The sequence below is a fragment of the Shewanella denitrificans OS217 genome (assembly GCF_000013765.1).
GTDB lineage: Bacteria > Pseudomonadota > Gammaproteobacteria > Enterobacterales > Shewanellaceae > Shewanella > Shewanella denitrificans.
In genome coordinates this window covers 1,812,138-1,836,808 of record NC_007954.1, presented here as the reverse complement: position 1 = coordinate 1,836,808, position 24,671 = coordinate 1,812,138, and the positions used below count along the sequence as shown (strand labels likewise).

The 24,671-nt window shown below is 44.1% G+C and carries 20 protein-coding genes and 1 tRNA gene; 2 read left to right on the top strand and 19 right to left on the bottom strand.

Features of this window, described 5'->3' with window-relative positions; all coding sequences use genetic code 11:
* Positions 1-47: 47 nt before the first annotated feature.
* From SDEN_RS20825 to SDEN_RS08230, 5 genes are all read right to left on the bottom strand, one after another.
* A complete protein-coding gene (locus tag SDEN_RS20825; protein ID WP_232279937.1) occupies positions 48-383 on the bottom strand; it encodes an EamA family transporter in 336 nt (111 codons plus the stop codon).
* Positions 383-925 carry an EamA family transporter gene (locus tag SDEN_RS20820; protein WP_232279936.1) on the bottom strand — a complete coding sequence of 181 codons (543 nt, stop codon included), beginning with the start codon at positions 923-925 and terminating at the stop codon, positions 383-385. Before SDEN_RS20820 ends, SDEN_RS20825 begins: the two co-directional genes overlap by 1 nt.
* Before the next feature lie 258 nt (positions 926-1,183).
* Positions 1,184-1,954 carry a hypothetical protein gene (locus SDEN_RS08240; RefSeq protein ID WP_011496020.1) on the bottom strand — a complete coding sequence of 257 codons (771 nt, stop codon included), beginning with the start codon at positions 1,952-1,954 and terminating at the stop codon, positions 1,184-1,186.
* Between the two features lie 522 nt (positions 1,955-2,476).
* Complete coding sequence (locus SDEN_RS08235; RefSeq protein ID WP_011496019.1) at positions 2,477-3,274, bottom strand: hypothetical protein; 798 nt, start codon at positions 3,272-3,274, stop codon at positions 2,477-2,479.
* Between the two features lie 367 nt (positions 3,275-3,641).
* Positions 3,642-4,427 (bottom strand): AIPR family protein, encoded by a 786-nt coding sequence (locus SDEN_RS08230; RefSeq protein WP_083759644.1) that lies wholly within the window; start codon positions 4,425-4,427, stop codon positions 3,642-3,644.
* A gap of 96 nt (positions 4,428-4,523) precedes the next feature.
* Between SDEN_RS08230 and SDEN_RS08225 the strand changes: the two genes are divergently transcribed.
* Complete coding sequence (locus SDEN_RS08225; RefSeq protein ID WP_011496017.1) at positions 4,524-5,465, top strand: IS30-like element ISSde3 family transposase; 942 nt, start codon at positions 4,524-4,526, stop codon at positions 5,463-5,465.
* Here the strand turns inward: SDEN_RS08225 and SDEN_RS08220 are convergent.
* The gene (locus tag SDEN_RS08220; RefSeq protein WP_011496016.1) at positions 5,462-6,436 is read right to left on the bottom strand and encodes an AIPR family protein; all 975 of its coding nucleotides are present in this window, start codon (positions 6,434-6,436) and stop codon (positions 5,462-5,464) included. The two genes, SDEN_RS08225 and SDEN_RS08220, sit on opposite strands and share 4 nt — an antisense overlap.
* A 765-nt stretch (positions 6,437-7,201) precedes the next feature.
* Here SDEN_RS08220 and SDEN_RS08210 point away from each other — a divergent pair.
* Positions 7,202-8,361 (top strand): IS3-like element ISSde8 family transposase gene (locus SDEN_RS08210; RefSeq protein WP_086022104.1). Its coding sequence is split into 2 segments (ribosomal slippage): positions 7,202-7,460 and positions 7,460-8,361, totalling 1,161 coding nucleotides; the frame shifts between segments, so codons are not numbered across the junction.
* Between the two features lie 118 nt (positions 8,362-8,479).
* On the opposite strand, the gene SDEN_RS08205 is transcribed toward SDEN_RS08210, so the two are convergent.
* From SDEN_RS08205 to SDEN_RS08145, 13 genes are all read right to left on the bottom strand, one after another.
* Positions 8,480-8,570 (bottom strand) — tRNA-Ser (locus tag SDEN_RS08205).
* A gap of 146 nt (positions 8,571-8,716) precedes the next feature.
* On the bottom strand, positions 8,717-10,147 hold the full coding sequence (gene tilS / locus SDEN_RS08200) for a tRNA lysidine(34) synthetase TilS (RefSeq protein WP_011496013.1): 1,431 nt from the start codon (positions 10,145-10,147) through the stop codon (positions 8,717-8,719).
* A 97-nt stretch (positions 10,148-10,244) separates the two neighbouring features.
* Entirely contained in the window at positions 10,245-13,724 is a 3,480-nt protein-coding gene (gene dnaE, locus SDEN_RS08195; protein WP_011496012.1) for a DNA polymerase III subunit alpha, read from the bottom strand.
* Between the two features lie 209 nt (positions 13,725-13,933).
* Positions 13,934-14,578: a ribonuclease HII gene (rnhB, locus tag SDEN_RS08190; protein WP_011496011.1), complete on the bottom strand. Its 645-nt coding sequence runs from the start codon at positions 14,576-14,578 to the stop codon at positions 13,934-13,936.
* A gap of 87 nt (positions 14,579-14,665) precedes the next feature.
* Positions 14,666-15,817 (bottom strand): lipid-A-disaccharide synthase, encoded by a 1,152-nt coding sequence (lpxB, locus tag SDEN_RS08185; RefSeq protein WP_011496010.1) that lies wholly within the window; start codon positions 15,815-15,817, stop codon positions 14,666-14,668.
* 33 nt (positions 15,818-15,850) lie between these two features.
* The gene (lpxA, locus tag SDEN_RS08180) at positions 15,851-16,621 is read right to left on the bottom strand and encodes an acyl-ACP--UDP-N-acetylglucosamine O-acyltransferase (RefSeq protein ID WP_011496009.1); all 771 of its coding nucleotides are present in this window, start codon (positions 16,619-16,621) and stop codon (positions 15,851-15,853) included.
* Positions 16,618-17,079, bottom strand: coding sequence for a 3-hydroxyacyl-ACP dehydratase FabZ (fabZ, locus tag SDEN_RS08175; RefSeq protein WP_011496008.1), 462 nt, complete (start codon positions 17,077-17,079; stop codon positions 16,618-16,620). Before fabZ ends, lpxA begins: the two co-directional genes overlap by 4 nt.
* A 27-nt stretch (positions 17,080-17,106) precedes the next feature.
* Positions 17,107-18,129, bottom strand: coding sequence for a UDP-3-O-(3-hydroxymyristoyl)glucosamine N-acyltransferase (gene lpxD / locus SDEN_RS08170; protein WP_011496007.1), 1,023 nt, complete (start codon positions 18,127-18,129; stop codon positions 17,107-17,109).
* Positions 18,130-18,132: 3 nt separating this feature from the next.
* The gene (locus SDEN_RS08165; protein ID WP_011496006.1) at positions 18,133-18,630 is read right to left on the bottom strand and encodes an OmpH family outer membrane protein; all 498 of its coding nucleotides are present in this window, start codon (positions 18,628-18,630) and stop codon (positions 18,133-18,135) included.
* 67 nt (positions 18,631-18,697) lie between these two features.
* Positions 18,698-21,181, bottom strand: coding sequence for an outer membrane protein assembly factor BamA (gene bamA, locus SDEN_RS08160; RefSeq protein WP_011496005.1), 2,484 nt, complete (start codon positions 21,179-21,181; stop codon positions 18,698-18,700).
* Positions 21,182-21,213: 32 nt separating this feature from the next.
* On the bottom strand, positions 21,214-22,584 hold the full coding sequence (rseP, locus tag SDEN_RS08155) for a sigma E protease regulator RseP (RefSeq protein ID WP_011496004.1): 1,371 nt from the start codon (positions 22,582-22,584) through the stop codon (positions 21,214-21,216).
* Between the two features lie 13 nt (positions 22,585-22,597).
* The gene (gene ispC / locus SDEN_RS08150) at positions 22,598-23,788 is read right to left on the bottom strand and encodes a 1-deoxy-D-xylulose-5-phosphate reductoisomerase (protein ID WP_041406156.1); all 1,191 of its coding nucleotides are present in this window, start codon (positions 23,786-23,788) and stop codon (positions 22,598-22,600) included.
* Between the two features lie 18 nt (positions 23,789-23,806).
* Entirely contained in the window at positions 23,807-24,664 is an 858-nt protein-coding gene (locus tag SDEN_RS08145) for a phosphatidate cytidylyltransferase (RefSeq protein ID WP_011496002.1), read from the bottom strand.
* Between the last annotated feature and the right edge of the window lie 7 nt (positions 24,665-24,671).

The window sequence follows — 24,671 nt, the reverse complement described above, 5'->3', positions numbered from 1 at the left end:
CAGACCTAGCTCGGAGCTAAGCAGATCTAAGCGTCAGGCTTAACGGTCTACTTAGCGCCTCGATACTTTGCTATCAGGATAAATGATTTTTTACCAGCGACACAGAATACTAATCCAAGCAAGATCAGCACAGCCCCAAGGATTTCATCGCGAGTTAAGCTCTCATTTAACATTAAGCTCGATGTCACCAAGCCCACCACTGGAATTAATAACGCAAAGGGGGTAACAACAGCTGCGGAATAGCTTTTCAGCAACTTTCCCCAAATAGCAAACGCAATTAAGGTTGAGATATAACCCACAAAAGCCAGCACGCCCCAAGTCTGCACGCTTGTTGATAATACGGTTTCTAAAGGCGCATTGGTTTCCAAGAAAAACGATAACATCAGCAGGGGTATAGGGGCACCCAGACCATAAAATGTAACAGGTTCACTTGAGTGACCCGCTTCATGATTAAGTTTGATATTGCCCAGAAAAAAGCCGCTAACAAAATAAGCATCAAACCGACAGCAGTAATGTTTCCCCCCGCATTAAAGATGAAGAAACTAAAGCCTATTGCCGCAATACAGACCCCGAGTATTTGTGTTTTTGTTAGCATTTCTTTGAAAAAGAATACGCTCAAGCCTATGGTGAAAAATACTTGGGCTTGCAGGATAAGTGATGATAAACCCGCCGATGCATCTGACTTCATGGCGACAAACAGCAGCCCGAATTTGAACACTCCTAAAAACAGCCCCACTCCGATCACATTCCACACCGATGTTTTAGGGAATGGGATAAAGAAAACCGCAGGAATGGCCACAATGGCAAAACGTAACGCTGAAAATAGTATTGGGGGTAACTCCTCTAAGCCTATTTTAATAAAAGAGAAGTTAATGCCCCAAATCATAACAACCAATATGGCTAACAATATATCTTGGAGTTTCATGAAATACTCGATAAAGGTGATATGACTAATTTGCGCCTAAATTAGGCTCTAACTCACTGAGCAACATAGCATTAACCCCCTTTTAGCACAATACGCCTTCGGCTTGTAGCATTAACCTCAACCCTGTCTGATACTTAATAAATAGGAAAAAAGATACAACTTCTTATGGGCTCATGCTACTGACGTAAAAATAGTACGCTAAGGATAGGACGCCGCATGTGGCCTATTCTTAATGTATGGTTAGATGTTCTAACTTAACTAAGGCCAGATTACAAAAATGTCCGTATCTTTGAAATAAACAGGGTAAGGCTTGAAAGCGATAGTTGCTGAAGCTGGAAGTTCTGTTTTTGTTTTTTGGCTGGTGACAACATTAGCTGAAAGCTCCGCTTTCAATGACTCAAGTAGTTCGACCCCGAGCAGTGCGCCGAGCTCAAAAGAGCTTGCTTCATTGTATGAAAAGTCAGCAATAATTAGTTGCTGAAAGGGAATGACCAAGCCTTCACCAAGGCCAAACTCTATATATTCACGAATGATTTTTTGTTTATCCTTATTTACCAAGTCGGATACTACCTTTCCAGGGACTACTTTTCTGAATACTTTAAACTTGATTTGGGCATCTCGAACAGCTTTCTTAAATACACTTGCTTTGATTCCTTTTTCTTTTAATTCAGCTTTAAGAGCTCCAGCTAGATAATCAGAATACTTCGATTGGATTTGATAGCTTTCTTCTTGCTGAATATCGATTTCCTGGCTCATATCGAAACCTGTTTGGTACTCGAATAGCTTTAGACCTTTCCCCCTTTTTGTCCAAAGTGCGAGTCTTTTAATAGAATCTGGATCCTCTAAATAATACATTCTGCCTATTTCTGCAACTTTTTCGCCACTATATGCTACGAGGTTCATATCTCGAGCTTCGGCTAAATACCCGAAGATACTTCGTAGAAATTTATCTTCAATCTCAGCTTGCGCAGCATTAATTGGGCTAAGAAATAGTAATGTTAAAAAAAGGCATTCGGTTATCCTTCGCATTTTATTCTCCCTGATTATCAATTAACTACAGCAAATGTACGTTCAAAACGTAGTCAGTTCTTGCTCCTGAGTGCTATACAACCTTTGCTTGTATACGCTCAGCATGGCCATGTTGAGTGAAAGTCCTTTGTAGGAAGATCACTATTTAATAACATTATGTTATTAAAGGTTAACTGTTAGCGAATGGCAAGCTCGAATGAAAAGTGAGTTATGCTGCGTTGTATTCATTAAGAAATGATGGATAGTTTGCAATTCATTCTCGAAACTAAGAAGCCAATCAGAAAACAAGTTAGAGATCCTAAATGAACCGCGCTGTGCTGAGCCGCATGCAGCGGTAGGGGCTAGAGAGGCTAGAGAGGCTAGATACCTCTAGCCCCCGACTATGAGACAATATTTTCAAGCCCTATTACAAGTTGAAATAACTCTTGAGAACTATTTACACTTGCTAGTGGCACTAATGTAAATAGAGCGAAAGTCTCTAAATACCACAAATCCCCTCCTGTTCTGGATAGTGATTAGCTATTAAATATACCTCCGTATTCTGTCAATTAGCGAATTGAGGACATCTTTATCTGTCCAATATTGTCCATGGCTCCACGGATTCCAGCTAGAAAAAATACCGCCGGCATTAATTTCATGATCCTTTACTAGAGCACCGTATGAGTCACTTAGTGGAGACAGCGGCCAGCCCAGAACATCGTCTCTATCGTAGTAGTTAAACCATGTGAACTCATTATTTGGTTTCTGAATGGCCTCAATAGGATTGAGGCCAGCAACAAACATTGGAATGTTACACCCCGTAGTTAATAAATGAACACAACTATTAAGACGTCTAAAGCTTTTTAATTGAGCAGATGCATCAGGTTCAAGTCCATTAAATATTCCTGAGTCATGTTTTGCATCCCAAATGTAATTTGAAATTACCTGACACCCTAATGATTGCGCAATAATTATTACAGGTTTATCGTTATTCCCAAGTTCAACATATAATTTATCCAAAGCCTGCATAATTTCTTTTTGAACTTCTATATATTGCACACTTACTTTAGATCTAGCACTATATTCCAATGAACCCGCATCAGAGAAACCAAATAGTAAAAAGCGTCTCAATATTGAGCCATCTAGCGGGTAAGAATTCATTCTTTGCCAAATCTTGATTTGGTTTTGTTGTAGGATGGGTTGATATTGAACAGGCTCAAAAGCAATTTTATCCCACTTAGTACCTAGCTTTTTTTCGAGCTGATTTTTTAGCGCCTCAAAATAATTGGGTTTATAGTCGCCCATTCCATGTAATGTGATTATTGCGATTTCCTTTTCCATAAGATTCACCTTTATCATTTTGATTGAGTTTCAACCAATACATTATAGTCATATTTGTCTAACTAACATCTTACACCTATGCTTATAGGCGTATTTCGTTTACGACCATCCTCAAAACGTGTTGATAAAGACAACTAGGCAAACCAGCATCAAGCATTTTTCCTGATCACTGTTGAAAGAAAAGGATGAATAACTTAGCCTCTCATGAAAGGACACCTTGGATTCAAATCCCAGATCCCTTTCCGTCCACAATATAATCAAACATATAAATATTTTTCAGGCATGATAAACAGCCAGATCACATCTATTTTCTATACACGACATTGACTGAATACGATTGATGACATTAAGCTACCAACCCTCCTTTTTAGGAAAATAATCTGCGACTAAATTCAACGACTACACTTTCAGTTCTGATGTAATCTCGAATTTTTTCACGAGTGGTAATATCTGCTTCAGATATTATTTGTTCGAGATATCCAGCAACCTCTTCAATTTGAGCTGAAAATTTATCATTATCATTTAAAACAGCAATTACTTCGTTTCTGACATTTTTCTGCGATTTTGGCGATGCATCCAATATGTTTGGCGTTTTCCAATGTTTTCTAAATAAAGCATATAAAGCATAAAACCTGAAAATAACTCGCGACCTATCAACCTTTGACGTACGAACTAGGAAGTCAAACTTATACAGTGCTAAAGCTGCGATATGATAAAGCTCGACATTATGACCATCCGAAAAAATTCGGTTAGAAAACTCACTTCTAATCCCTCTATGGTCGCGTGCTGCACGATGCGGTTGATAAAAGAACATTGCTGCAGCAACCTTCATCAAATCCGAAGGTTTAAAAATTCGTGTACGTTCAATTGAAATGTCTCGATACTGATTATCTCGTCTTTCAATAAATATCTTGTTATCACTGCTTTGGGAGGCACAATATTCTTCTAAGTCCTTCATAAATGGACGCATCGCCCAAAACTGATCTTCTTTAACTTCATTTTGCCGATTAGTGCCAATGATGACACTAGACACGAAATCAACATCGCTACAACCGATTAATCGCAATGGAACTGAAATACTTTCAGCTTTTTCTCTAATATGAGCCAAGATATTGGTGGTTTGGCACCCATTTACAATTTGATAATCCCGAATTCAGATAATAACTGCGACACTCTTAATTGAGGCGTAGAAGAAGCCAACTGCTGAAAGTGGTAGGCTTTATCTCGCCAAAGAAAAAAGAGTATCACTATGAGTTATCAGCAGTTGACTGAGGGAAGAAGATATCAGATTTCAGTCCTTTTAGACCAGGGTATTTCGATAACTTTGATTGCAAAAGCTATCAATTGTCATCGTGCGACTGTCTATCGAGAACTAAAACGTTGTCATGCCCTGCAGGGTTATTGTCCTGACAGCGCTCAAGCCAGTGCGTGTAAGATGCGGCGTCATTCAGCCAAATATACGATCCCCGATACAAGAATAAACGTCGTCCGCTTCCTACTGCAACATGATTGGAGCCCAGAGCAGATTTCACGGGTGTTATCGGGCATGAACCAAGCGGTTAGTCATGAATGGATTTACCGCTTTGTGGCAAGAAATAAACGTCAAGGCGGCAAGCTATATCGCCACCTACGGCAGGGTCATAAGCGCTATCGCAGAGGTAAAAAAGAGAAAGCGCCAGCGATTAAAAATGGTACCTCTATCGACTCTAGACCTGCCATCGTTGATACCCGTGAGCGTTTTGGTGATTGGGAAATCGATACCGTATTAGGCAAGCATGGGACAGGTTCAATCGTGACAATTTTAGAGCGAAAGACCCGTTTTTATTTAATAAAGAAAGTGGCCTCAAAATCTGCTGAAGATGTGACTAAAGCGACTATCGAATTATTGATGCCCTATAAGCAATATGTGCACACTATAACTGCCGATAATGGTCGTGAATTCGCTCATCATGAAGTCATAGCCAACGCGCTAGATACCTCGTTTTACTTTGCTCATCCGTATAGTTCTTGGGAACGTGGCGCCAATGAAAATGCCAACGGTTTATTAAGGCAGTATGTAAAAAAAGGGACTGACTTAAGGACAGTAAGCGACGCCATCATCTTATTTGCCCAGAACAGGATTAATTACAGACCTAAGAAATGTTTGAAGTTTAAGCAGCCAGCTGTTGTGTTTAAACAATTAGCCGCTTAATTTGGTAAGTGTCGCACTTCGGAGTTGAATTCGGGATCTTCAATCGTAAAAATATCACCTTTTCTATCTATACTTTTAGAGACTACAGTTATACCGTTATTTTTGAAAACAAATGAAGCGTTATCACCTGACTCTAATTCAGAGATAATTGATTTATTTATTTCTGACTCTGGATTAAAGTCTCTAACATTATCGTAGAATAATGCTCTATTTATGTGTCGAATCCCTTCAGCATCAGCCTCACCAAGAGATATTGCTAAAATTTCAGACGCTGGTACATACCCTATATATGCTTCGTCAACTTTCTCGTGAGCAGGCATAGTTATTGCTTTTTGAAAGTTTAATTTTGCAGATGATGAATTGGTCGCAGATCTAAAACCATTTTGAATTATTTTAGCACCTACACATTCGATGTGTATTTGATCAAATATATTTAACTCAACTAATCGAGTTTTGTTTGTTGCTATCAATTGTTGTATCACATCTGAAACTTGACCAGATCCTGTCGTACAGTAGTAACATCTCAATGAAGGACTAGTTTTAGCGGCCTTCTCGTATATTTTATCTTTTACTTCAACCAGACTTTCTAATTGCGTACCTTTTACTAATCTTTTATTAGTAAAAAAATCATGTACCGCATCTAAAAATTTTGAAATATTACCGTAATCCAGACTGTCTGACGTTTTCGACTGATAAAAACGAAAATCTGAGGTATGATTTTTTCCTATAGATAGGATATCTTCCGCCTCATCAGCATCAGTACAAAGTGTTCCCTGAATAGAAATGGCAACACCATCTATACCAAATTCATTCCCTTTTAAATGAGCTCTAAAGGGGTCGATGTTTTCTCCAAGAATTCCATTTTCCAACGAAAAAATTGACATAACCTCAAAGAAGTCTGATTCGGTAAAAGTTGAATTTGGGTTCTTTTCTTTAAACGTATCTAGCTGCGCTTTAATAATTGGATTCATAGGTCTTTTTTCCTTAATTTTTTATTTTATCAAAACTCTAGCCCTGAAAACCAGATCTTAGTTCTGTGCAATATAAAGTTTCAGTCTTTATGCGTCGCGCAGCTTGCAAGACATACATTGATTGTTTGACTTGGCTGAAGTCCAGTCCAGATTAATTTATCTGCATCATGATGCTATAGCTAATTTTTATGATAACTTTGGGCTGTAGAGCGATTTTTAAACAATTTATATTGAGTCATGATGAGCTTTTGATTGAAATTCCTTTTCATCGAACCATTCTATAGCACATATGTAAGTGAGGATAATATAATCAACTGAAGCCTTGTTTTCCTCCACATAGCTGCCTAACCAATAATTTATCACCTGAACAAAAAGAAAAGAAGTATCTTTTTATTTTTCAACTGTGAATTATTGATTTATTTTTCTGAGGGAAAGCTAAGCTTGCACTTTTTAACAAGGAGAAAAAGGAACCCTAGGTTTAAATCCCTGCTCCCACTCTTTTCAGCTAGTAGGGCCAAAACAAAAAAGCCTTATCATTGCTGTCAGCTTTTGCTTTTGATGTATCGGAGGGATAGCTTAGCTTGCACTTGATGACAAAAAGTAAGAGGAACCCTTGGGTTCAAATCCCTTTCCTTCGCCAAAAACAAGATTTTCTGTTTATGTTTGCTTGTGATCTTTCGGAGGGATAGCTTTCTCTATGTAATGGTCTAATGAAACTGGAGTGATTTTCAGCTTAAAATACACAAAATCTTATCGGTATTAAACATGACTAGAAAAAGCGCAGTCCATATCAGCCCTCTTCAAAAATTAGAATATGCCAAGCTGATGGTCGAACAGGGTTACACGAACAAGCAAATTGAAGATATGTCAGGTGCCGGTAAATCTGCGGTGTCTAGATGGAAAGTACAGTATCAAGCTGAATTAGCCGGTAAAACCCCAGAAAATGCCAAAGCATTAACTGAAGACCAACGAAGAATACAGCTTCTAGAAGCCCAACTAAAACAAGCCATGAGGGATAATGATATCTTAAAAAAGGCTGCAGCTTTCTTCATTCGAGACAATCAAAACTTAAAATGATGTGCGAAGTAAAGAAAGCAAACCCCGAGTTTAAAGTGAATGAGTTATGTCGCGCCTTCGAAATAAATTGCAGTAGTTTTTATTATAAACCAATACCGTTAAGTATTAAGAAACAGTCAGTTATGCAGTTGGTTGAGGAAGTTTTCACTGATTCTTACTCTACTTATGGCAAACGAAGAATACAGGCTGAACTACTTGATTTAGATTGTAGAGTAGGTGTTTACGCTATTTCTACGGTCATGAAAAACTTGGGGCTAAGGGCGATTAGGCCAAAGAAAAAGCATTACTATCCTAACCAAGGTGAGGAGCAAGTTTACGCCCCTAATTTGCTTAGACGACAGTTTAATCCTACGACTTATAATACTCACTGGGTTGGTGATATTACCTATATAAAATCACATCAAGGCTGGAGTTATTTAGCCTGTGTGCTTGATTTAGGAACCAAAGAGATCGTTGGATATGCTTTATCAAGTCAACCCAATGCAGCATTAGCGACAGCGGCCTTAAATAACGCGATACAACGTAAGAGGCCCAATACACAGGCATTGATGTTTCACTCCGACCAGGGCTGTCAGTACTCAGCCAAAGTGTTTAGAGAGCGGCTAAAACACTTAGGTATCGAGCAAAGCATGAGTCGTAGAGGCAATTGCTGGGATAATGCGGTGATGGAACGATTTTTTAGGAGTTTAAAGACTGAAAGATTAAACCATTTAGCATTTATAAATCACAGCGCAGTAGTGAGCGTGGTTGAGCAATATATTCAGTTCTACAATTACAAACGCAGACATTCGGCAATAGATTATAAGACGCCACATCAAAAATATAATGAGTTAAAAAAAGCGGCTTAAAATCTCTCCAGAAAAACTTGACCATTACACTAATAAAAAGGAACCCTTGGGTTCAAATCCCTTTCCTTCGCCCAACAAAAAAGCCTTATCATTTCTGATAAGGCTTTTTTGTTGAATGTGGCGGAGGGATAGGGATTTGAACCCTAGAAGGGCTATAAACCCTTGCCGGTTTTCAAGACCGGTGCATTCGACCACTCTGCCATCCCTCCGAACGAGCGAGATAATAGCTATCTCACCTCACTATGTAAAGGGCTAATCGCATATTAATCACATAAAAATGCCCAACTGCTCAATAGACGATCAACAGCGGTCTTTTAGGCAATACTTTTGCTCTCATTGAGTGATGATTAGCCACTTATCTGAGTGCTTCTAGCGCCACCTGTACCCCTAAGTCGTCGCCTTTGGCCAAATAGGCTTTGTCTACCCAAAACCCCACTGCCGCAACAAGATGCTCACCATAATAGATCAAGGGCACTTGGGCGCGGCGCCAAGGTGGGATCTGTAACTCTTGCCACAACTTTTTAAGCTCGCGGCCCTTAGGGCGAAAATGTGGCTGACATTTAACACTGCTTGGCGCGCCATATTTAATACTCACCGAAGCTAAATCACGGGGTAAGGCTAAACGTATACCGGTGGCACTGATGCTCAATGTCCATTTGGGTGCGACTTGAGTCTTATTCTGGCTAAAAAAAAAGGATTTAGGAATATTAACGCAAGTTTTATCCCCATTAATCACAGCCAATAATTGCTGCAATAAGCAAGCTTTCTCTGCGTCAGTGGAGGCTGTGGCTCTGGCGACCGCAAAAGCTTTACCCGCGAAGCGTTTCACTTGGTATTGCTCGCAATCTACACTGAGCTTGGCATCTTCTTTGGCTAATAACTGCTGCTGAATAATTTGATCTAGCTGTGATGAAGAAGGCGCGGCTAAACCTAAGCTGCTGAGGTAGCTTCGAAATAGCAGTTTTTGCCAAATGAGACTCTCAGATGAAAAATCCGCGAGGCTAAACCCTGTCCCCTCCAATGGCGTGGTTTCATCCAAGTAGGGCTGCAATCTCGACGCAGCCTCTTCTTCTATGGCCGCCTGCTGCTCGGCGCATAACCTAGCACTGCGACTGGCCGTTTGGGCATAGCTTGGCCAGCGGCGCTTAAGGGCGGGGATGATTTCGAGGCGAAGGAAGTTTCTATCAAAACTGTCATCTTGATTACTGTCATCTTCGATATGAACTAGGGCTTCTGATGCCGCTAAGGCTTCTATCTGCTGCCGTGAAACACTGAGCAAGGGCCGTAGTAGCCAATAATGGTCCTTTCGCTGACACTCCCCCATGGCGGCTAATCCTTTAGGGCCTTGGCCTCGCTTTAGCGCCAGTAACAAGGTCTCGAGCTGATCGTCTTCATGGTGTGCGGTGAGCAAAATATCATTCTGATGTAAATGCTGAGCGATGGCATGATAGCGGGCGGCTCTGGCCTTGGCTTCTAAGCTTTCACGCTTGCCTTTTTGCACTGAGACTTTCTCGACTATGAGTGGCAAGCCATAAAAGGCAGCGCGCTTACGGCAGTGTTCAGTCCAGCTATCGGCGTGGGCACTGAGACCATGATGTACATGCAATAAGCGGCAATCTATCTCGGGATGAAATTGACTGAATAAGCTTAAGCCTGCGGCGAGCACTTCTGAGTCAACGCCGCCGCTGTAAGCCAGCACTAGTTTAGCTGCTGGTTTAGAAGCACAGTGCGTCAGTAATGGCAGTGCAAGGCGCGCTATGTTGGCGCAAATGTCTGTGTTATTCATCTAAGCCCACCTCAGTGTTAGGCTAGTACTTAAGTAGGTTAACCCTAACAGAAATGTTCACTCGGTGGCACTAAATGTAATCCCTAGCTCGGCTTCACTAATCAAATTTAAGTTTAACATTTTCAGAGCCTAACAAGGACTCCAGAGCTAACATAAGCTCATCACTGGGATTCACCTGCCATGCTGCCCCTAAGGTGAAACTTGCCCGTGTGCCTTCTTGCATATAATCAATCACCACAGGCACAGCGCCCCCTTTCCAAGGCTCAAGGGTCGCTTTAAATTGCTCAAGCCAAGCTTCATCTGGTACTCGCTCTGCCGCTAACCTAAGCTCAACGGCGCGGGCAAAATGACTCCTTGCCTCACCTATGTCGATGATATTGCGCGCCGTCATGCGATTGCCGCCGGCAAAATCATCATAGCTGACCTCGCCTTCGCAGATTAAGATGCGATCTTTTTCCAGCAGATGATTAAACTTCTCAAAGGCTTCGGTAAATAACATCACCTCAAGCCGCGCGCTCTTATCATCTAAAGTCACCAGCCCCATCTTGGCGCCGCGCTTGGTGAGCATCACTCGGGTTGCCACCACAAGCCCCGCTGCTTTGGCGGTTTTACCGCGCTCGGTGGGGTGTACGTCCTTTAATCGACCCGAGGTGTATTGCTTAAGCTCTTTCAAATACTGGTTGATGGGGTGACCTGTCAGGTACAAGCCTAAAGTATCACGCTCACCTTCGAGCCAGATTTTATCCGGCCAAGGCATACATTCCACAAACTGTTGTTTGTTATCTTCGGGCTCACTGTTCAGCAAGCCAAACATATCGTGCTGACCTATGGCCTCGGCTTTGGCGTGCTGCGCCGCGGCGCTGATGGCCTGTGGTAAGGTTGCCATCATGGAGGCGCGGTGCGGCCCAAGGCTGTCCAGCGCACCAGCACAAATGAGCTTTTCGATGATACGTTTATTGAGTTTCTTCAAATCCACTCGAGCACAAAAATCGAATAAATCGGTAAAAGGTCCATTCACTCTGGCCTCAAGAATGGACTCCACCGGCCCCTCACCCACGCCTTTAATGGCGCCAATTCCGTAGACAATATTAAAGGCCTCATCCACAGTAAACTTAAATAAGCCCTTGTTCACATCCGGAGGAATAAGCGGCAAGCCCATGCGCTCACACTCATCCACTAAGGTGACGATTTTATCTGTGTTATCCATATCCGCGGACATCACCGCCGCCATAAACTGAGCGGGGAAATGCGTCTTAAGCCACAGGGTTTGGTAAGACACTAAAGCGTAGGCGGCGGAGTGAGACTTGTTGAAACCGTAACCGGCGAATTTTTCCACCAAGTCGAAGATTTTCATCGATAGCTCGCCATCGATACCGTTGTTTATCGCCCCTTCCTTAAAGGTGCCGCGCTGCTTGGCCATTTCTTCGGGTTTTTTCTTACCCATGGCGCGGCGCAGCATGTCGGCGCCACCTAAGGTATAGCCAGATAACACCTGAGCTATCTGCATCACCTGCTCTTGATAGAGAATAATGCCGTAGGTGGGTGACAAGAGCTCACGTAATGACTCGTGCTGATACTGGGCATCGGGGTAAGACACTTCCTCACGGCCGTGCTTACGTTCGATAAAGTTATCAACCATGCCGGACTGCAATGGGCCGGGGCGGAACAGGGCCACCAAAGCAATCATGTCTTCGAAGCAATCCGGCTGCAGACGTTTGATCAAATCTTTCATGCCGCGGGATTCAAGCTGGAATACCGCAGTGGTTTCGTAACGCTGCAATAATTTAAAGCACTTAGGATCGTCCAGAGGAATGGCTTCGATGCGAATGGGATCTAAGCCATTTTGCAATTGCACCTTGTTAACCATCTCAAGCGCCCAGTCGATGATGGTTAAGGTTCGAAGACCCAAGAAGTCGAATTTGACTAGACCCGCCGTTTCAACGTCGTTTTTATCGAACTGGGTCACAGGGTTATTGCCTTCGGCGTCGCAATACAGCGGCGAGAAGTCGGTTATCTTTGTGGGCGCGATAACCACGCCCCCAGCATGTTTACCGGCGTTACGAGTCACGCCTTCAAGGCGGCGACACATGTCGATGAGCTCTTTAACATCTTCATCGCCATCATAGGACTCTTGCAGAGCCGGTTCTACTTCAAAGGCTTTTGCTAACGTCATCCCAGGCTCTGCTGGGATAAGCTTTGAAATTCTATCGACGAAACCATAGGGGTGCCCAAGCACCCTACCCACATCCCGCACCACAGCTTTAGCGGCCATGGTACCGAAGGTAATGATTTGCGACACAGCTTCGCGGCCATACAAGTCGGCCACGTGGTCTATCACTTCATCGCGCCTGTCCATGCAGAAGTCGACGTCAAAGTCGGGCATGGAGACACGCTCAGGGTTTAAGAAGCGCTCGAACAGCAAGTCAAACTCTAACGGGTCAAGGTCAGTAATTTTAAGGGCATAAGCCACCAAGGAGCCTGCACCCGAACCACGACCTGGGCCCACTGGAATGCCGTTGTCTTTACCCCATTGGATAAACTCCATCACGATAAGGAAGTAACCTGGGAATCCCATCTGGTTAATCACTTTGAGCTCAATGGCTAATCGCTCATCATACTCGCCGCGTCTTTGGGCGCGCACTTGCTCATCTGGGAATAAAAATTCCAGCCGCTCCTCAAGGCCCTTTTCGGACACCACCACCAAAAAGTCTTCAGTGGATAAATCCCCTGTGGGAAAATTAGGCAGGAAGTACTCATACAAGCGTATGGTGACATTACAACGCTTGGCGATTTCAACTGAGTTACTTAAGGCCGAAGGAATGTCGCTAAACAGCGCACACATTTCCTCTTCGCTGCGAAGGTATTGCTCGGCACTGTAGGTTTTTGGCCGGCGAGGATCGGCTAAGGTATAGCCATCACTAATGGCAACGCGGATTTCATGGGACTCGAAATCATCAGCCTTAAGGAACACCACCTGATTGGTGGCCACCACAGGCAAATCACGTTCCTTGGCTAGATTAACCGCCATATGCAAGTAACGTTCTTCGTCGCTGCGGCCTGTGCGAATAAGCTCTAGAAAATAACGGCCATCGAAATGCGTCTGGTAAAACTGGATTAAGGAGTCTACTTGGGGAAGATTCCCCTTAAGCAACGCCTTGCCCACATCGCCCTCTTTGGCGCCAGACAAGACTAAAATCCCTTGATTGTAAGTCACCAACCAGTCTTGATCTATCACCACCCTGCCATTGATCTGGCCGCGCAAATAAGCTTGGCTGATGATTTGAGTCAGGTTTTGATAACCATGGTTATCCATGGCGATAATAGTTAGCGCACAGAGCTCTTTATCGAAACCTGGCACTTGCATCCAGAAATCGGCGCCCACTATGGGCTTGATGCCGGCGTTATGGCAGCCACCATAAAATTTAACCAGACCACAAAAGTTATTTTGATCCGTTAAGGCAATAGCGGCCATCCCTTGGCGTTCCGCCTCGGCGAGTATGGGCTTGACCTTGGCGACACCATCAGTCATGGAGAAATCACTGTGGACGCGTAAATGAACAAAACGAGGATCGGTCATAGATTATTATTCTTAATAGTGCGAAAGAGTGAGAAAAAACCCTATTGAGACTAACAAATTAGCGGGCTGACTAGCAAACAAATCAAACTAAAGGCGCAGGTTTGGCAACCAGCTAAAGTCAAGCATGCAGAAGACCTTAAGGTTTAATGATTAATTTTTAAGGTTGACTTCTGAATGCTTAACATGTGTTTTTTGGTTAAGGCTATACCTTATGACAACAACCTCAAAGCCACAGGTTTAAAGCTTTTTCTGTGTTCAGGCAAGACACCAAATTGGGCTAACGCCTCAAAATGCGTCTTGGTTGGGTAGCCTTTATGTTTGGCAAAACCGTATTCTGGATAACGCGCATCGAGCTGCAACATTTCTTCATCACGGGTCACTTTGGCTATGATAGACGCCGCGCTAATCGCTGGCACTAGACCATCCCCCTTGATGATGGCATGACGTTCAACCTCGGCATTGAGGGCAAATTCTGGCAAACGATTGCCGTCTACCAGTACGCGCTCAGGCTTAATATTAAGCCCAGCCACAGCGCGACTCATGGCAAGCATGGTCGCGTGAAGAATATTAAGTTCATCGATTTCGCTAGGATTGGCGCGGCCGACACTGACGGCCAAGGCCTTGTCCATAATTTCAAGGTACAAAGCTTGCAAGCGCTTCTCACTGAGCTTTTTAGAATCCATTAAGCCTGCTATGGGCCGGTTAGGATCTAAGATCACTGCAGCGGTCACCACATCACCAATTAGGGGGCCACGGCCCACTTCATCGACGCCGGCCACTAAGCCTTCACTGAGCAACAAGACTTGCTCTGGGGTTATCAGCTTAATCACAGAAGGTAAAATTTGCTTAGTCACTAAAACGCCTTGTTATTGATTGCTAGTATGTAAATCTTTCTAGGGCATGCCGTTGAACCCACCGCACCCCTGACTTTTTGAGCGTCGTTATTTTTGCTCAATAAGCTTAAGCACCGCCTCGGCGGCTCTGTCACTGGCATGGCAATTAAGCTGATTATGCAGTGCTAGAAAGCGCGCCTGTGTCGCGCTGAAATCACCGTTTAACTGAGCGAGCACAGCGCTTGCTATTTTCTCTGGCGTGCAGTTTTCTTGAATAAGCTCAGGCACTAACTCTGTGCCCGCTAACAGGTTAGGCAGTGAATAATGACTGATGCTCATCATGCGCTTAGCGATAGCGTACGTGATAGGGCTAACCCTATAGGCCACCACCATGGGACGCTTCACCAGCATGGCTTCAAGGGTTGCTGTGCCTGAGGCCAATAAAATACCGTCGGCTGCCGCCATGACTTCTCGAGATTGACCATCGATAAGTTCAATTTCCAGATCGGGATCAAACTGCGTTAACGCGGCAAGGAACTCTTGTCTGCGGGCTTCATTCACTAAAGGCGTAACAAATTTAATGTCTGGGCAGGCTTGCTTAATCAAGCTTGCCGCCTTGATAAATGGCTCACTCAACTGGGCTAATTCGCCTTTACGAGAACCTGGCAAAATGGCTAAATATTCAGCATCAGCATCTAACCCCAAAAGCGTGCGCGCAGGCAATTTAGGGCTCTCTAGGGGAATATCATCGGCCAATGTATGACCCACGAAGGTACAAGGCACTTGATGCTGGTCGTAGAAGGCTTTCTCAAACGGCAACAAAGACAACACCATATGGGTGGCCTTAGCAATTTTGAAAATCCGTTTGGGCCGCCATGCCCACACCGAAGGGCTGACGTAATGCACAGTCTTGATGCCTTTGGCTTTAAGCTTAAGCTCAAGACCGATATTGAAATCTGGAGCATCGATACCGATAAAGCAATCAGGATTAGCGGCAACAATTTGTTCAATCAAGCTGCTGCGAACCTTGATAAGCCTAGGTAAGCGAGACAAAACTTCGACTATGCCCATCACAGATAATTCTTCAAGGGCAAAAAAGCTTTCAAAGCCTAAGGCTTCCATTCGCGGACCGCCAATGCCGACGAAGCGCGCATTAGGGTGGGTTTTCTGAAGTGATTTAATTAAGCCTGCACCTAATATATCGCCGGAGATTTCTCCGGCGACCATGGCAAAGACAATTTGAGATGTTTGAGAACGCATAAACTGTGGGTCACTCACTCTGCCGTTAAAATCTTAACGAATGATGCCTCTTGAAGATGAGCTAACAAAATCGACTAACGACTTAACATGCTCATCCTTTTCAGCTTCGCCTTGTAGCACGTCTAATGCTTCAGCCACAGTCAAACCTTGACGATACAAGGTTTTATAGGCACGGCGCACAGCCAACTGGCTTTCTTTACTAAAGCCACGGCGCTTTAATCCTTCGGCATTTAAGCCACGAGGTATCGCCGGTTGGCCAGATGCCATCACGAAAGGCGGCACATCTTGCAGAATAAGCGATGAACCCGCGGCGAACGCATGAGCACCGATATGCACAAACTGGTGCACGCCTGTCATGCCGCCCAAAATAACCCAGTCACCCACGTGCACATGGCCTGCGATAGAGGCGTTATTGGCCATGATCACATTATTGCCAACGACACAGTCATGGGCAATATGCACATAAGCCATAAACAGGTTATTAGAGCCGATGCGGGTCTCGCTGTTGTCTTGAACTGTGCCCCTGTGAATGGTCACAGATTCACGAATAATGTTGTTATCCCCCATGACTAAACGGGTGGGCTCGCCGGCGTATTTTTTATCTTGGCAATCTTCACCCACTGAGGCGAATTGAAAAATCTTATTGCCTTTGCCTATGACGCTCGGTCCTTTGACCACAACGTGAGAGCTTATCCAGGTGTCATCGCCAATTTCGACGCCGGCACCAATATAAGTCCAAGGGCCAATGGTGACATTGTTGCCAATTTTCGCTTCGGGATGGACGAATGCTAATTTATCTATCACTTGCTGATCTCTCTACGTGCACACATGATCTCAGCAGAACAAGCTAGTTCGCCATCCACATATGCCTCACCTATAAATACGCCAATCCCGCGGCGCTCTTTAATCATTTTTACATGGAAATGGATTTGGTCCCCAGGCCCCACAACGCGCTTGAATCTGGCCTTATCTATGCCAGCAAAATAATATAGCACGTTTGGCGATGGCTCTTCACTCATGGTTTTAAAGGCCAGTAATCCTGTGGCTTGTGCCATGGCCTCTAAAATCAATACACCTGGCATCACAGGTTGTACTGGGAAATGGCCCTGAAAGAAAGGCTCGTTAATGGTGACGTTCTTAATCGCATGCAGACTTTCGCCGCGAGTAAAATCGAGCACACGATCGATAAGTAAAAAAGGATACCTGTGAGGTAAGTACTTAAGGATCTCTTTAATATCCATGGTGTTTAATTGATTTGACACACTATTTCCTTAACATGGCGCTAGCCATTAATCTTGAGTTTTCTGCTGTTTTTCAAGCAATTTCACTCGATTGAACAAGTCATCGAGTTGACGGAATCTCACCGTATTACGGCGCCAGAGCTTGTTTTCGACGGCCACTGTGGCCGACGAATAAGTACCAGGTTCGCGAATTTCACTGGTGACGTTAGTGCCGCCACTCACGTGCACCCCATCGGCAATCTTAAGGTGACCTGCGATGGCACTGTTGCCACCGACGATACAATACTGCCCAAGCTTAGTGCTGCCCGCAATAATACTGCCGCCAGCTATGGCGGTATGCTTACCAATAATGGCATTATGGGCAATTTGAACTTGGTTATCTAAAATAACCCCGTCACCAATTTCTGTGTGGCCCAATGCACCGCGATCTACCGCAGTATTGGCGCCGATTTCAACATTATCACCAATACGAACGCCACCTGTTTGCGGGATTTTAACCCAAGTGCCGCGCTCATTGGCATAACCGAAACCGTCGGAGCCTAGAACAGCACCAGAATGAATAATGCAGTTTTGTCCTAAATGGACATCATGATAAAGCGTCACATTAGCCCACAGCCGTGTATTTGAGCCTAAAATGCTGTGCTCGCCTATGACGCAACCTGGGCCAATTTGGCAGTGTTCGCCAATAATAACACCTGCGCCGATAACGGCATTGGCGCCTATGGCTGCCCCTTGACCAATCTGAGCCGAGGCATCAATTTGCGCCGAGGGATGAATGCCTACGGCCGCTTTTGGGGTGGTATCTAATCGCTGAGCAACGCGAGCAAAGGCCACATAAGGGTCTTTGACGATAAGCGCATTGCCTTGAAAATTATTGGCTTCTTTCTCGCTCAGTAATACTGCCCCAGCCTGAGTAGACTCAAGCTGGGAACGGTATTTACTATTGGCTAAAAAAGAAAGTTGGTCAGTTTGGGCCGATTCTAAGGTACCAACACTGCTGATTGTCAGCAGCTCATTACCTTGCACACGGGCGCCAAGCATTTCACCAAGTTCTTTTAAAGTCATCTTCATGTATTACTTGCCTTTGCTTAAGGCTTCAACCACTTTACCGCTGATGTCAGCGGTAGGCTTAACATAAATAACGGCACCGCGTTGGAACACCATGTCGTACTGTTCTTTTTCAGCTATGGTGTTGATGGCTTTTTGAACCAAAACAAGTAACTTGTTTTGCTCTTCACCTTGACGACGACGCATGTCTTCATCCAGCGCTTTGCCTTTTAATTGAAACTCAGACTTAAGTGACTCCATCTTACGAACCAACTCAGTTTTCTGAGTGTCGTTCATTAGCGCGCCATCACGTTGCTGCTTTTCAATCATAGTGCGCATTTCTTCTTGCATCTTCTGCACTGCAGCGACACGGTCACCAAATTCAGACTTTAATGATTTAGAAATTTGCTCACGCTGTGGTAGCTGCTCAAACACTTCGCCCATATCGACAACTGCAAATGACTGTGCATTGGCCATCATAGGCGCTGCGAGGAAGCTTAATGTCACTAATGCACGATTAACCATCTTTTTCAAAGTAAACTCCTTGTTAAAACATTTATAGGTTTTAAAAAACTTGCTGAGTGTATGGCTTTTAGAAGGTTTTGCCAATATTGAAAGAGAAGATCTCTGTGTCATCATCTTCATATTCTTTCAATGGCCAAGCCAAGCTAAATACCATAGGTCCCATAGGTGATAACCACTGCACGCTCATACCCCAAGAGGCTCTGAGTCTGGCAGGATCGCTGTAATCTTCAAGCTTGGCAAACTGTTCAGCAGGAAGCGTGCGATAGGAGTCATAATCAAACTCTGTATCCCACACGTTACCCGCGTCAACGAAGAAGCTAGTTCGCACTGAATTGCTATAGGCTTCATCGAGGAAAGGCGTCGGCACGATAAGCTCAAGACTGGCCGAAGCAATCGCATTACCACCAATAGAACGGCCTTGGCTTCTCTGGATGTAATTTGAATCCCCAGGTAAATTACTAGAGTCACCCGATGAATCCGGTGAGCCTTGGTCTAAGTCAGGACGTTTATAGAATGATCTTGGACCAACCGAGTTCGACTTAAAACCGCGCAGCGAGCTACTGCCGCCTGAGTAATAATTCTCCCAAAACGGAATGATTTGATCGTTTTCATTAAACTTTCCATAGCCATTAGCATAGCCTATGCGACCACGAGCCAAAACAACGAAGCTCTGTTTACGGTTTAATGGGAAATAAAAGTTAGTATCAAAATCTGTCTTAAAATACTGCAGATCAGAGCCTGGCACTGTCATTTTACCGTTTAATCGTTGTGATGAACCGTCAGTTGGGAAAGTACCACGGTTTAACGTGCTTCTTGACCAACCGGCACTTAATTCAAAGTTATCAAAGCTTAAATCTGAATCGGGATCGTCTGTTTTACGATAAATGTTGTAAAAACGCAGCGCCTGCTCATAGGATGACACTTCAGAAATCGTATTATGACGATAACCTATACCACCATTTAGGCGGTTGACTTCATTAATTGGAAAGCCTGAATTGAGAGAGATACCATAAGAGCTATTTTTATAACGCTCAAGGTTTGCCTGATTAGCGTCAAACTCACTCCAATATAAACTGCCACCCAAACTGACACCGTCTTTGGTCCAATAAGGATCGGTATAAGACAAGTTTGCACTCTTTTGGTACTTGTTGGTATTGATGCTAAAACCGGCTTGCTTACCTGTACCTAAAAAATTATTTTGCTCGATACCAAATTGCAAACTCATGCCAGATTCCGTGCCATAACCAATACCTGCGTTAAATGAACCAGAGGGCTGCTCTTTGACATTAAAATCTACATCCACCAAATCATCGCTGCCGGGGATTTGAATGGTTTCTGTATCTACGGTCTCAAAATACCCTAACCGGTTAAGGTTTAATTTCGACGTTTCAATTTGGTCTGAATTAAGCCAAGCCCCTTCCATTTGACGCAGTTGTCGGCGCATCACTTCATCTTGGGTCACTGTATTGCCGGTAAAGTTAATCGAGCGTACATAGACACGCTTACCTGGCATCACATTAATGTTTAGCACCACTTCTTTGGTATCATCATTAATTTCAGGGTAGGTTTTCACTTCAGGGTAAGCATAGCCAAAACGACCTAAATACTTGCTGTACATTTCTTCAGTAAAGGTTACCGTGCCGCCGTTATAAGTTTCGCCAGATTTGATCGGCAAAATTGCCTTTAACAACTCTTCACGACCCATAAGCTCCCCAGTGAGGTTTACTTCTTTAACATTATACTTTTCACCTTCATCGACATTAATGGTGACATACAAACCTTTTCTGTCAGGTGTCATGGCCACTTGGGTCGACGTCACATTAAAGCGAATATAACCCTGATTGTGGTAATACGTCTTAATGGTTTCAAGGTCAGCTTGCAGTTTCTGCTTTTGATATCGACGTTCGCCAAATAAGTCCCACCAAGCCACGTAATCTTTAAGCTCAAGCATCTCAATCAGCTCTGAATCACTAAAGACAGTGTTTCCCACCACGTTAATTTGGCGAAGTTCGGCAGCTAAACCTTCAACAAACTTAAATTTAAGTTCGACACGGTTTCGTGGCAGGTTGATCACCTGTGCTTCAACCTTAGCGCCGTATTTACCTACACCGTAATAAAAGTCCTGAAGACCCTTCTCGATACCAGTAATCATGGTTCTGTCTAAGGACTCGCCGATTTTAACTCCAGAATCATCTAGACTTTGCTGAAGTTGTTCTTCTTTGATGTCTTTGTTGCCATCAAAAGTGATCACGCTGATCGTTGGGCGTTCTTTAACTTTAACAAAGATGACACCATTTTCATGGCTAACATCGATGAGTTCAAAGTTGGCAGAGCCATAAAGGCTCTTAATCGCTTGCTGTAATTTAACTTGATCTACGGTATCACCCACTTTAACTGGCAAACTCAAAAGAGCAGCACCTAGGGCAACACGTTGTAAACCTTCTACTTGGATGTCGGTGACTTCAAAAGGTTGGAAGTTATCTGCCCAACCATTCCCTGAAAAAGACGCACCGACTAATATCATCGAGGCAAAAATTTTATTCAATCTCATAGAGCACTTCTAATTATTTTGATTGTCCTAGCTCAGAGTCGGGCAAAATCATTGAAGAGTGCAATACTCATCAACATCAGCAGCATAGCTGCTCCAATTCTGAATCCTATTTCCTGTGCTTTTTCAGGCACAGGCCTACCCGTAATCACTTCAATAAAGTAATACAGCAAATGTCCCCCATCGAGCACAGGCAAAGGCAAAAGATTAATTATGCCTAAGTTGACGCTAATGAGTGCAATAAACCCAAGAAAGTACACTAATCCATAATCAGCACTAGCACCAGCACCTTGCGCTATGGATATAGGTCCGCTTAAGTTTTTCACCGACACATCACCGGTAAAAAGTTTAGCTATCATCTTGAAACTGACGACGATCAATTGCCACGTTTTGTCTACTGCGGCAAAAATCGAGTCTACTATGCCATATTCCAAAGAAATACGCATATTTTCTGGCCATTTAGCTTGCGTCGGACTCACGCCCAAGACACCAATACTGCGACCTTGTTTGTCGATTTGAGTGTCTGGCACCAAATCCACATCTAAGGTCTGCATTCCGCGTTTAACTGTTAGCAGCACCGCCTTCCCAGTTGAGCCCTGAATTAATGTCACAAAGCTTTCCCAGCTATCAAAGGCACTACCATTGATTGCCATTAAGGTATCACCTGGTAATATTCCGCCTCGTTCAGCTGCACTGCCTTTTGCCACTACGGCAAGTTCAGGCAACACTTGGGGTCTGAATATGCCTAACCCTAAAGAGGTTATTGGCGATTGCTTTTCTGGATCAAATTGCCAATGTCGAATGTCTAGCTGATGATGTCTCGAACCAGTGTCCATTCCTTCGAGTCTGGATAAGGGCGCAAGTTCAATATCAATTTCATCTTCGCCTATATGGCCAATCAGGGCTAAGTTAACCTCATCCCAATTGCGCACTTTCTGACCTGAAATGGTGATAATTTCTTGATATTCACTCAACTTAATTTGCGCGGCAGGTGTATTGGCTAAGGTCGTATCGATCACGGGCTTAACCGAAGGAACACCAATAAGATACATAAAATATAAAGCTATGATAGCAAAAAGAAAATTAGCGATAGGCCCCGCAGCAACTATGGCAATGCGTTGCCAAACGGTTTTACGATTAAAGGCTTGAGACTTAAGTGATTCAGCTACTGTGTCAACCCGCTCATCGAGCATCTTTACATAACCGCCCAGCGGGATCATAGCTATCACATATTCAGTGCCATCTTGGCCGACTTTGCGCCAAAGTGCCTTACCAAAACCAATTGAAAAGCGTTCGACTTTAACACCGCAGCGGCGGGCTACCCAAAAGTGACCATATTCATGGGCCGTGATCAGAATGCCAAGGGCAACAATGAACGAGCCTAGGTTCCACAGAAAATCGAACATGTCTCTCCTTCGGTTAATTGATACGTTTAATGGCTTGCCAAGCGTGCTGACGGGTTAAGCTATCTAACTGTAAAATATCATCAATGGATTTTAAGCTGCTTTGTGACACCTGTGCCAAACAGCTTTCATTGATGGCAGCAATTTGAGTAAAACCAATTTGACCCGCAAGGAACGCGTCAACTGCCACTTCGTTGGCGGCATTTAAAACTGTGGTGGCTTCTTGTCCATGTTCACAGGCTTGCATGGCTAGATGCAGGCAAGGAAAGCGGGCAATATCAGCTTCACAAAAGCTTAAATCACCCAATTTGAAAAAGTCTAACGCTTCAACACCCGAGGTTATCCTCTGTGGATAAGACAGACAATGAGCGATGGGGGTTCGCATATCCGGATTCCCCATCTGCGCCAACACTGAACCGTCCCTATATTGCACCATAGAATGGATAACACTTTGGGGATGCACTACCACTTTAAGTTGCGCAGCATTGGTGTTAAATAACCAACGGGCTTCAATAAACTCGAGCCCTTTATTCATCATGGTGGCTGAATCTACGGAAATTTTAGGCCCCATAGACCAATTAGGGTGTTTGCAAGCTTGCGCTGGGGTCACTGAAGCTAAACTCTCAAGCGGGGCCGTTAAAAAAGGACCACCTGAGCCTGTGAGCAAGATACTGGATACCCCAGCAGCATCTAAGGAGCAATGCCCTAGATTAGTTTGAACCGATTCAGGAAGGCATTGAAAAATGGCATTATGTTCACTATCAACCGGTAATAGCGTGGCGCCAGATTGTCTGCAAGCATCCATAAATAAGGCGCCAGACATCACCAAGGCTTCTTTATTGGCCAATAAGACTCGCTTGCCAGCTTTTACCGCCGCAAAAGTAGATAATAAGCCCGCTGCACCAACAATCGCCGCCATCACGGTATGAATTTGGTTCGATGTCACCAGATCAATCAATGCATTTTCACCTGTGGTGACTGTGACGCCTATGTGCGGCGGTAAAGCAGCTTTGAGCGTCATGGCCGCCTGCTCATTAACCATGTGAGCAATCACAGGTTTATGGGCAAGGCACAGGGCCAGCATTTTATCCACATTGGTATTGGCCACAAGCCCATAGACTCGATAGCGCTGAGTTTGGGCTGACATCACACTTAAGGTGCTAGCGCCTATAGACCCAGTCGCACCCAAGATAACCACGTTCTGCATAGACTCAGAGGGCATGGATCACATCCAAAAGGAGATGTAAAGAAAAGTAAATACAGGCAAAGCAGCGGTTAAACTGTCAATTCTGTCGAGTATGCCACCGTGCCCTGGCAATAAGGTGCCGGAATCTTTTATCTTGGCAACCCGTTTAAACATGCTTTCCGATAAATCGCCAAAGGCCGAGGCCAATGCGGTAATCAACGTCACGGCCACCAACAAACCCACTTCTTGTTCTGGGGCGACATACATGACGCCAGCAACAACGACTAAGCTAGTGACTAAACCACCAAACAAACCTTCTAAGGTTTTTGCTGGGCTCACGTTGGGCATCAACTTGTGCTTACCGAAAGCGCGACCCGCAAAATAGGCACCACTGTCAGTGGCCCACACCACTAACATCACCAAAAACACTAACCAGCCACCGTAATAAGGATCCAGTGGTCCGCTTAATGATTTAAGGGCAATCAGTGAAGCAAAACAAGGGACTAATGTCAGTTGGCCAAACATGGATTTCAGCATGTGACTCTCTTTCCAAAATTTAGCGCTGCTTGGATAAGAGAAAATCAACAGGGTGCTCACTAGCCACCAGAGTAAACCAATAGAAATTATTGCGATATAAATGGGGTGTAATTGCCCTTGTTGCCACACTAGCTCAACGGGCACGAGAAAATTTAAGGCGATAACTAATAGACTAAGAGTGGTGGTAAATGACCATTGAGTGACATTACAACTTGGGTCGATAAAACCGCCCCACTCTTTCGCAGCGATCACAAACACGGCAACTAATACCCATGAAAAGTACGTTGCTGGCAGTAAAAATATTGCTCCCAAGACCAAAGGGATTAACCACAGTGCTGTTATTATTCGTTGTTTTAGCAAAAACTAA

Coding starts and splice junctions, on each gene's coding strand:
- SDEN_RS20825 (WP_232279937.1), bottom strand. CDS start 383: ATGTTATCGTTTTTCTTGGAAACCAATGCGCCTTTAGAAACCGTATTA.
- SDEN_RS20820 (WP_232279936.1), bottom strand. CDS start 925: ATGAAACTCCAAGATATATTGTTAGCCATATTGGTTGTTATGATTTGG.
- SDEN_RS08240 (WP_011496020.1), bottom strand. CDS start 1,954: ATGCGAAGGATAACCGAATGCCTTTTTTTAACATTACTATTTCTTAGC.
- SDEN_RS08235 (WP_011496019.1), bottom strand. CDS start 3,274: ATGGAAAAGGAAATCGCAATAATCACATTACATGGAATGGGCGACTAT.
- SDEN_RS08225 (WP_011496017.1), top strand. CDS start 4,524: ATGAGTTATCAGCAGTTGACTGAGGGAAGAAGATATCAGATTTCAGTC.
- SDEN_RS08220 (WP_011496016.1), bottom strand. CDS start 6,436: ATGAATCCAATTATTAAAGCGCAGCTAGATACGTTTAAAGAAAAGAAC.
- tilS (WP_011496013.1), bottom strand. CDS start 10,147: ATGAATAACACAGACATTTGCGCCAACATAGCGCGCCTTGCACTGCCA.
- dnaE (WP_011496012.1), bottom strand. CDS start 13,724: ATGACCGATCCTCGTTTTGTTCATTTACGCGTCCACAGTGATTTCTCC.
- lpxB (WP_011496010.1), bottom strand. CDS start 15,817: ATGCGTTCTCAAACATCTCAAATTGTCTTTGCCATGGTCGCCGGAGAA.
- lpxD (WP_011496007.1), bottom strand. CDS start 18,129: ATGAAGATGACTTTAAAAGAACTTGGTGAAATGCTTGGCGCCCGTGTG.
- SDEN_RS08165 (WP_011496006.1), bottom strand. CDS start 18,630: ATGGTTAATCGTGCATTAGTGACATTAAGCTTCCTCGCAGCGCCTATG.
- bamA (WP_011496005.1), bottom strand. CDS start 21,181: ATGAGATTGAATAAAATTTTTGCCTCGATGATATTAGTCGGTGCGTCT.
- rseP (WP_011496004.1), bottom strand. CDS start 22,584: ATGTTCGATTTTCTGTGGAACCTAGGCTCGTTCATTGTTGCCCTTGGC.
- ispC (WP_041406156.1), bottom strand. CDS start 23,788: ATGCAGAACGTGGTTATCTTGGGTGCGACTGGGTCTATAGGCGCTAGC.